This window comes from Streptococcus sp. 2100 (assembly GCF_013276335.1).
Lineage (GTDB): Bacteria > Bacillota > Bacilli > Lactobacillales > Streptococcaceae > Streptococcus > Streptococcus pseudopneumoniae.
In genome coordinates this window covers 19,528-27,190 of the sequence record NZ_VMKV01000004.1, presented here as the reverse complement: position 1 = coordinate 27,190, position 7,663 = coordinate 19,528, and the positions used below count along the sequence as shown (strand labels likewise).

At 43.8% G+C, this 7,663-nt stretch carries 6 protein-coding genes and 1 pseudogene; 6 read left to right on the top strand and 1 reads right to left on the bottom strand.

Features of this window, described 5'->3' with window-relative positions; genetic code table 11:
• Positions 1-290: pseudogene (locus tag HT669_RS00700) on the top strand (ISNCY family transposase); the annotation flags it as partial.
• A gap of 246 nt (positions 291-536) precedes the next feature.
• On the opposite strand, the gene nagA reads toward HT669_RS00700, so the two are convergent.
• Positions 537-1,688 carry an N-acetylglucosamine-6-phosphate deacetylase gene (gene nagA / locus HT669_RS00695; RefSeq protein WP_001134440.1) on the bottom strand — a complete coding sequence of 384 codons (1,152 nt, stop codon included), beginning with the start codon at positions 1,686-1,688 and terminating at the stop codon, positions 537-539.
• A gap of 280 nt (positions 1,689-1,968) precedes the next feature.
• On the opposite strand from nagA, the gene gmk reads away from it, so the two are divergent.
• From gmk to rsmB, 5 genes are all read left to right on the top strand, one after another.
• On the top strand, positions 1,969-2,595 hold the full coding sequence (gene gmk, locus HT669_RS00690) for a guanylate kinase (protein ID WP_000775034.1): 627 nt from the start codon (positions 1,969-1,971) through the stop codon (positions 2,593-2,595).
• Positions 2,596-2,619: 24 nt separating this feature from the next.
• Complete coding sequence (rpoZ, locus tag HT669_RS00685) at positions 2,620-2,934, top strand: DNA-directed RNA polymerase subunit omega (RefSeq protein WP_000979235.1); 315 nt, start codon at positions 2,620-2,622, stop codon at positions 2,932-2,934.
• A 65-nt stretch (positions 2,935-2,999) separates the two neighbouring features.
• Positions 3,000-5,396 carry a primosomal protein N' gene (locus tag HT669_RS00680; RefSeq protein ID WP_000233902.1) on the top strand — a complete coding sequence of 799 codons (2,397 nt, stop codon included), beginning with the start codon at positions 3,000-3,002 and terminating at the stop codon, positions 5,394-5,396.
• 12 nt (positions 5,397-5,408) lie between these two features.
• Positions 5,409-6,344 (top strand): methionyl-tRNA formyltransferase, encoded by a 936-nt coding sequence (gene fmt, locus HT669_RS00675; protein ID WP_000163714.1) that lies wholly within the window; start codon positions 5,409-5,411, stop codon positions 6,342-6,344.
• A complete protein-coding gene (gene rsmB, locus HT669_RS00670; protein ID WP_007284879.1) occupies positions 6,337-7,650 on the top strand; it encodes a 16S rRNA (cytosine(967)-C(5))-methyltransferase RsmB in 1,314 nt (437 codons plus the stop codon). The genes fmt and rsmB overlap by 8 nt, the downstream gene beginning before the upstream one ends.
• Positions 7,651-7,663 lie beyond the last annotated feature (13 nt).

Below are 7,663 nucleotides of genomic sequence, written 5' to 3'. Positions count from 1 at the left end.
ATCGTCTGCTACTAGCCTATCAACAGAAAGGAAAAGAAGCCTTCAGACACGGAAACAGAAATCGAAAACCAAAACATGCAATCCCTGATGAAATCAAAGAACGTGTCCTAAAGAAATACCTCTCCTATGAAACATATAAACCAAATGTCCTTCATTTCTGTGAATTACTAGCTGAAGAAGAGGGAATTCAGCTCTCTGATACAACTGTTAGAAAAATACTCTATAAGGAAAACATCCTCTCTCCCAAGTCTCACAGAAAGACAAAGAAGAGACTAAGAAAACAAGCTAAACTGAGCCTGGAACAACTCGTAAACGCTCCAAGTTGGTCTACTGCCCAAGTAAAATTTATACTAAACAGAAATTAAAAAACAAATTAGAAGACTTGGATTGCACAGCTCAAAATACTGATTTTAGAAAGTGGAATACTAATTAATGGAGTTGTAACAAATAGTTGACAGTGTTTGTTGCTTTTTGACTTCAAAGGAGTATTACTGGATTTTCTCCTCAAATTAGACTTTTGCCCAGACTCTTCTCTCTTATGCTTGATAACGTTTCACACCATCTAGATAGGTTGCTACCAATTCCAAATCTTTGTCTAAAACAATAAAATCTGCATCATAACCTTCACGAATTTGTCCACAGACGTCATCGATGTGAACGGATTTAGCTGGGTTGAAGCTGGCCATCATGACTGCTTCATGCGGATTCGCAATTCCCCATTCGACTACATTCTTCACACCATCTTTGAGTTTGAGGATAGAACCTGCCAAGTTACCTGTCGATTTGAGGCGTGCAGTTCCATTTGCAACGACAACTGGGAATTCTCCCAACATATAGTCACCGTCTTCCAATCCACCAGCTGTCATACAGTCTGTAATAAGAGCAATGTTTTCTGTCCCTTTTTGTTTGATAAGAATTTCGCAGGCTTTTGGATCTACGTGATGGCCATCACAGATCAACTCTGCATAGGTATGAGGTAATTGATACATGGCTCCAACCATACCCAGTTCGCGGTGAGTCAACCCACGCATTCCATTGTAGGCGTGTACCCAAACACTCGCTCCAGCATCGACTGCTTTTTTAGCTTCATCAAAAGTCGCGTTTGAGTGCCCAAGAGCAACCGTTACACCTTCTCCGGTGATAGTCCGTACAAAGTCTTCTACACCTTCACGCTCTGGCGCAAGAGCAATTTTATTTAGCAAGCCATTTGCTGCTTTTTGCCAAGCACGAAACTCATCCATGCGAGGATCTTTCATGTAGGCAGGGTTTTGAGCCCCCTTGTATTTCTCTGTGAAATAAGGCCCTTCAAAATAAATTCCACGAATTTTCGCGCCACTTGCTTCTTGATAACGAGCACCGATATTTTCAGTTACCGCAAGCAATTGCTCATAAGTCGATGTCAAAGTTGTTGGCAAGAAGCTCGTTACCCCCATGCTGAGGAGTCCTTCACTCATAGTATGAAGCGTTCCTTCGATATTATTATCCATAACATCCACACCGCCAAATCCATGAATGTGGGTATCCACAAGTCCTGGAGCAATGCTATAACCTGTATAGTCAATCACCTCAGCTCCTTCAGGAATCTGCTCTACATGTTTTCCAAACTTGCCGTCCACAAGTTCCAAGTAACCACCTCGACGAACTCCGTGTGGGTAGAAAAACTGATCCGCTTTAATATAGTTAGGCATAATGTTAACCTCCTTAAAAAATTGATTCTACAATTTATTATGTCAATTACATTATAAACCTTTCTTTTTCATTTGTAAATGGTATAGACCTATTTTCTGAAGATATTTTAAAAGCGATATTTCACGTTCGAATCACAACACATCTAAATAAATAAGAAAGAGCAGTTGAAAAATTACTGCTTTTTTGTTACACTAGATAGAAAGACTGTAAAGGATAATCTGGCTTTTTGCCATTATTCTAGAGAAATGTTATTTCACAGACTGACTAAAAGGAGACACAATGGCAGACCGAGGCTTACTAATCGTTTTTTCTGGTCCTTCAGGGGTTGGCAAAGGAACGGTTAGAAGAGAGATTTTTGAGAGTTCTGAAAATCAATTTCAATACTCTGTATCGATGACGACACGCGCACAACGTCCTGGAGAAGTGGACGGTGGTGACTATTTCTTCCGTACTCGTGAAGAGTTTGAAGAGCTGATTCGTCAAGGACAGATGTTGGAATACGCAGAATATGTCGGCAACTACTATGGAACTCCTCTGACCTACGTCAATGAAACCTTGGACAAGGGAATCGATGTTTTCCTTGAAATTGAAGTTCAGGGTGCTCTTCAGGTTAAGAAAAAGGTTCCAGATGCTGTCTTTATCTTCCTGACACCACCAGATTTGGATGAATTACAAGACCGCTTGGTAGGTCGTGGAACAGATAGCGCAGAAGTGATTGCCCAACGAATCGAAAAAGCCAAGGAAGAAATTGCTCTCATGCGTGAGTATGATTATGCGATTGTCAACGATCAGGTGCCCCTAGCTGCTGAGCGTGTCAAACGTGTGATCGAAGCAGAGCACTTCCGTGTGGACCGTGTCATTGGTCACTATCAGGAGATGTTACCAAAGTCTCCAACTACCCGATAAAATTTAGAAAATAGGTACAAGCAAATGATGTTAAAACCCTCTATTGATACCTTGCTCGACAAGGTTCCTTCAAAATATTCACTCGTAATCTTGGAAGCAAAACGTGCCCACGAATTGGAAGCAGGTGCACCAGCAACTCAAGGTTTCAAGTCTGAAAAATCAACTCTTCGCGCTCTAGAAGAAATCGAATCAGGAAACGTAACCATTCACCCAGACCCAGAAGGGAAACGTGAAGCAGTGCGTCGCCGTATCGAAGAAGAAAAACGCCGCAAAGAAGAAGAAGAAAAGAAAATCAAAGAGCAAATCGCTAAAGAAAAAGAAGATGGTGAAAAAATTTAAGGTTGGGGGGACTCAATCTTATTTTTTCTATTGTAAGAATGTACTGACAAGGAGGAGGTGAGAAGATGGTTATAGCCAATATTATTGTAGATGTGCCCTTGATGCAGACGGACCAGCCCTATAGTTACAAGATTCCTAAGGAATTTGAGGGAATGCTAGAAGTTGGGATGCGGGTTCATGTGCCTTTTGGTAAGGGCAATCGCCTGATTCAAGGGATTGTTCTTGGTTTGGAGTCCCAAGTGGATGAAGAAGGGGTAAGTCAAGATTTAAAAGATATTGCCGAGGTACTGGATTTTTCTCCTGTTCTCACGCAAGAACAACTCTGGCTGGCTGAGGAGCTCCGCAAATCTGTATTTTCTTACAAAATCTCTATTCTCAAGGCTATGCTACCGGGATTTCTAAATTCTAGCTATGACAAGATTCTCTATCCTCTGGAAGGTCTGAGTCAGGAAGACCGAGAGCGCTTGTTTGGTTCTGAAGATTCACTAGCCTTTTCTTCTCTGGATTTAGGTAAGCAAGCTGAAATGATGCGTTTGACTAGAAAAGGCCTACTTGGTCTGGAATATCAGGCAGTCGATCAAAAGAAGGTCAAGACCCAGTCTTGGTATGAGGTGAATCTAGCTCAATTAGAAGGTGTTGAAATATCTGCGCGTGCCAAGAAAAAGTTGGAATTGAGAGATTACTTGCTGTCTCATCCTGAGAGTGCTTCCTTGGCTAGTTTGTTAGAGTCCTACTCACGGGAGCAGGTCAACTTTTTTGTGGAACAAGGTGCTGTGTCCATAGTCCAAAAGGAAGTGCAACGCTCGGCTGCTTATTTTGAAGGGATTGAAGCAAGTCAGCCTTTGGAGTTGAATCCAGAGCAAAGACAGGCGCGTGATGCGGTTGTGAGTGCTATTGGTAGTCATCAGCCTCCCTTCCTCCTTCAAGGGATCACAGGAAGTGGGAAGACCGAGGTTTACTTACAAATAATCCAAGGAGCTTTGGATAAGGGGAAAACAGCCATCTTGTTAGTGCCTGAGATTTCCTTGACTCTGCAGATGACGGAGCGTTTTATTGCTCGCTTTGGTAAGAAAGTGGCCATTCTTCACTCAGGCCTGTCCAATGGTGAAAAGTATGATGAATGGCGCAAGGTGGAACGCGGCGATGCCCAAGTTGTTGTTGGTGCTAGATCTGCCATCTTTGCTCCGCTGAAAAATCTAGGTGTCATGATTATCGATGAGGAGCATGAAGCGACTTATAAGCAGGACAGTAATCCCCGTTACCATGCTAGAGAGGTGGCTATTTTACGGGCTCATTATAATCAAGCGGCTCTGGTGCTTGGTTCAGCAACTCCTAGTCTGGAAAGCCGTGCTCGGGCTGGCAAAGGCGTTTATCAACATTTACGTCTGACCCAACGCGCCAATCCTTTAGCTAGAATCCCTGAGGTTCAAGTGATTGACTTTCGGGACTATATCGGACAAAACGAGACGTCAAATTTTACGCCTCCTTTGCTAGAAGCGATTCAGGACCGTCTGGCTAAAAAAGAGCAGGTGGTTCTCATGCTCAATCGCCGTGGTTATTCTAGCTTTGTCATGTGTCGGGAGTGTGGGACGGTGGATACTTGTCCCAACTGTGATATTTCCTTGACCTTGCACATGGATACCAAGAATATGAACTGCCATTATTGTGGTTTTTCGAAGGACATTCCTCAGGTCTGTCCTAACTGTAAGAGCCGCAGTATTCGCTACTATGGGACAGGGACACAGAAGGCTTATGACGAGCTAGCAGAACTCTTTCCCCAGGCTCGCATTCTGCGCATGGATGTGGACACGACTCGTAAGAAAGGTAGTCACCAAGCTCTGCTTGACCAGTTTGGGCGAGGGGAAGCAGATATTTTACTAGGTACTCAGATGATTGCCAAGGGATTGGATTTTCCAAATGTGACCCTAGTCGGTGTTCTAAATGCGGATACGGCCTTGAATCTGCCTGATTTCCGTTCTTCTGAGAGAACCTTCCAGCTCTTGACTCAGGTGGCAGGTCGAGCAGGACGTGCTGAAAAAGCTGGGCAGGTCTTGATTCAGTCTTACAATCCTCAGCACTACGCTATTCGATTTGCAAAAGACCAGGACTACGAAGGCTTTTATGCTTATGAAATGGGTATCAGACGACAACTTGGCTATCCACCTTACTATTTCACCATTGGCATTACCCTTTCTCACAAGAAAGAAGAAGAGGTGGTCAAACGTGCCTATGAAGTCATGAACATTTTGCGGTCAGGTTTGTCTGAAACCAGTAACATCCTCGGGCCAACGCCCAAACCCATCGCCCGTACTCACAACCTCTATCATTACCAGATTTTAATTAAATACCGTTTAGAAGATGAGCTGGGACCAACCCTCAACCAGGTCTTGGCCTTGACTCAAGAAAGGGAAAATAGTGAGCTCCGTCTCAGCATTGACCATGAGCCACAGCAATTTTTATAAGAAGGAGAAGATATGACAAAACTAATCTTTATGGGGACACCCGACTTTTCAGCAACAGTCTTAAAAGGACTTTTGACAGATAACCGTTACGAAATTCTAGCCGTTGTGACCCAGCCAGACCGTGCTGTCGGACGTAAAAAAGTTATCCAGGAAACCCCAGTTAAACAAGCTGCAAAAGAGGCAGGACTTCCTATCTACCAACCTGAAAAACTATCTGGAAGTCCAGAGATGGAAGATCTTATGAAGCTAGGAGCAGATGGGATTGTGACTGCCGCTTTTGGCCAGTTTCTCCCAAGTAAACTCCTTGATAGCATGGACTTTGCGGTCAACGTTCACGCGTCACTCCTTCCTAAACATCGTGGTGGTGCTCCGATCCATTATGCCTTGATTCAAGGTGATGAGGAAGCTGGTGTAACCATTATGGAGATGGTTAAGGAAATGGATGCAGGGGATATGATTTCTCGTCGTAGTATTCCGATCACAGATGAGGACAATGTTGGCACCTTGTTTGAAAAATTGGCGCTAGTTGGTCGTGATTTGCTTTTGGATACTTTGCCTGCCTACATTGCTGGTGACATCAAACCTGAACCGCAGGATCCAAGTCAGGTTACTTTCTCGCCAAATATCAAGCCAGAGGAAGAAAAGTTGGATTGGACTAAAAGCAATCGTCAACTTTTCAACCAAATCAGAGGGATGAACCCCTGGCCTGTTGCCCATACTTTCCTTAAGGGCGACCGCTTTAAGATTTATGAAGCCCTGCCAGTAGAAGGTCAGGGAAATCCAGGAGAGATTCTCTCTATCGGCAAGAAAGAATTGATTGTCGCAACGGCAGAAGGAGCTTTGTCTCTTAAGCAAGTGCAGCCAGCTGGTAAGCCTAAGATGGACATCGCTTCCTTCCTCAACGGAGTTGGACGTACATTGACTGTAGGAGAACGATTTGGTGACTAAAGTAGAAACGGCTAGAAGTTTAGCCCTGGCAGTATTAGAGGATGTTTTTATCAATCAAGCATACTCAAATATCGCCTTAAATAAGCATCTCAAGGGAAGTCAACTTTCGGCAGCAGACAAGGGCTTAGTGACCGAGCTAGTCTATGGAACGGTAGCCCGTAAACTGACTCTGGAATGGTACCTATCCCATTTTATCGAAGACAGAGATAAGTTAGATAACTGGCTCTATGTCCTTCTTCTCATGAGTGCCTACCAGCTCCGCTATTTGAACAAGATTCCAGATTATGCTGTGGTCAATGAAGCAGTGGAATTGGCCAAAGTCCGTAAAAAAGGCAGTGAAAAATTGGTCAACGCCGTCCTTCGCCGTATCTTGCGTGAAGGCTGGCCAGATATTGCTAGCATCAAACGAAAAAACAAGCGTGACTCCATCGCTTATTCCCTTCCGGTTTGGCTAGTTGCAAAGCTCAAGGAAGAATACGGAGAGGAGCGAGCGCAAGCTATTTTTGAAAGTCTCTTGGTGCGAAACAAGGCCAGTATTCGTGTAACTGATTTAAGCCGAAAAGAGGAAATCCAAGCCTTATTGGAGGCGAATAATTCCCTTTTAGCAACCACTGGTCTGGTTAAGGAGCAAGGGCATTTTGCAGGCCATGATTTGTTTGCAGAAGGGACTATAACCATCCAAGACGAGTCTAGTCAGCTGGTTGCGCCAACTTTGAATTTGCAGGGAGATGAGCGAGTGCTTGATGCCTGTGCGGCTCCGGGTGGGAAAACAGCCCATATAGCCTCTTATCTCACGACAGGTCAGGTTACTGCTCTGGACTTGTACGATCACAAGTTGGACTTAATCCAAGAAAATGCTCAACGTCTGGGAGTTGCAGATCGGGTTCAAAGGCAAAAATTGGATGCCAGAAAGGTGCATGAGTTTTTTGGGCAGAATTCATTTGATAAGATTTTGGTGGATGCTCCCTGTTCAGGAATCGGTCTTTTGCGCCGAAAACCAGATATCAAATACAATAAAGAAACGGCAGATTTCGCGTCCTTACAGGAAATTCAGCTAGAAATATTAGGTAGTGTTTGTCAAACACTAGGCAAAGGTGGTATAATAACTTATAGCACCTGTACTATTGTCTCAGAGGAGAATTTTCAAGTTGTTGAGGCCTTTTTAGAAAGTCATCCCGAGTTCGAGCAGGTAAAACTAGAACATGAATGTAAGGATATCATGAAAGACGGCTGTATCCTCATTACACCTGAATTGTATGGAAGTGATGGATTCTTCATCAGTCAATTTCGCAAGATATCGGATTAGGAAGGAACTGACA